Genomic DNA, 734 nt, shown 5'->3' on the forward strand with positions numbered 1-734 from the left:
CAACGTCACCACCGTGCCATGGCCGCTCGCCCTCAGAGCAGGCGCCGTTCTCCATCCAAAACTTTTTGCAGAACCTTCAGCACACACTATCCTAGATCCGACTTCCTCGATAACGTGGCGCCCGAAGCTGATCCCGAAGGACCCCGGCGAAACCTGGCATGGGATGCGCTACCCGAGCTAACGACGCCAAGATAGCCGCCCAATTGCTTCTGCCAGCAATTGCCGTCTATCGCGTCAATGCCGCCAGCCCCTTCGTCGCCGTGGCCGGCAGTCCGCCTAAAGGAGCGATGACATGCGTTACGTGGTGGTGATTGAAAAAGCCGGAAACAATTTTTCCGCTTATGTGCCGGATCTGCCCGGCTGCATCGCCACCGGTGCGACGGTGCCTGAGGTTGAAGCCGAAATTCGTGACGCAATACGCTTTCATATCGAAGGCCTGCGGGCCAATGGGCTGGATGTACCCAAGGGGGTCAGCCTGGCGGAATATGTAGAGGCGTAGAAGGTGCGATCTCCCCTTCTACCCTTGTGGGAGAAGGTGGCCTCGCGAAGCGAGGTCGGATGAGGGGTGCTCCAGCTTGGCACCGGCGGCGCTCCGTCCAACACCCCTCAACCGTCTCGGCGCTCCGCGCCGAGCCACCTTCTCCCACAGGGAGGGCTTTGCATGAAGGGTGTGCTTAACCTGATTGGCCTACTGGGCGTCTTTTGAAGGCGTCTAAGGCCTCGCCCTGTCGCCC

Annotated in this window: 2 protein-coding genes; both read left to right on the top strand. The window is 60.5% G+C overall.

The genetic code is table 11. The annotated features are described in order from the left end of the window. Nucleotides 1-181: hypothetical protein (locus tag NKI39_RS34230; RefSeq protein WP_352837581.1), on the top strand; the 181-nt coding region annotated here is incomplete at its 5' end. Between the two features lie 111 nt (nucleotides 182-292). Beyond that, on the top strand, nucleotides 293-499 hold the full coding sequence (locus tag NKI39_RS34235) for a type II toxin-antitoxin system HicB family antitoxin (protein ID WP_352837584.1): 207 nt from the start codon (nucleotides 293-295) through the stop codon (nucleotides 497-499). Nucleotides 500-734: the final 235 nt, after the last annotated feature.

It is taken from the genome of Mesorhizobium sp. M0664, from assembly GCF_040320565.1.
Taxonomy (GTDB): Bacteria; Pseudomonadota; Alphaproteobacteria; order Rhizobiales; family Rhizobiaceae; genus Mesorhizobium.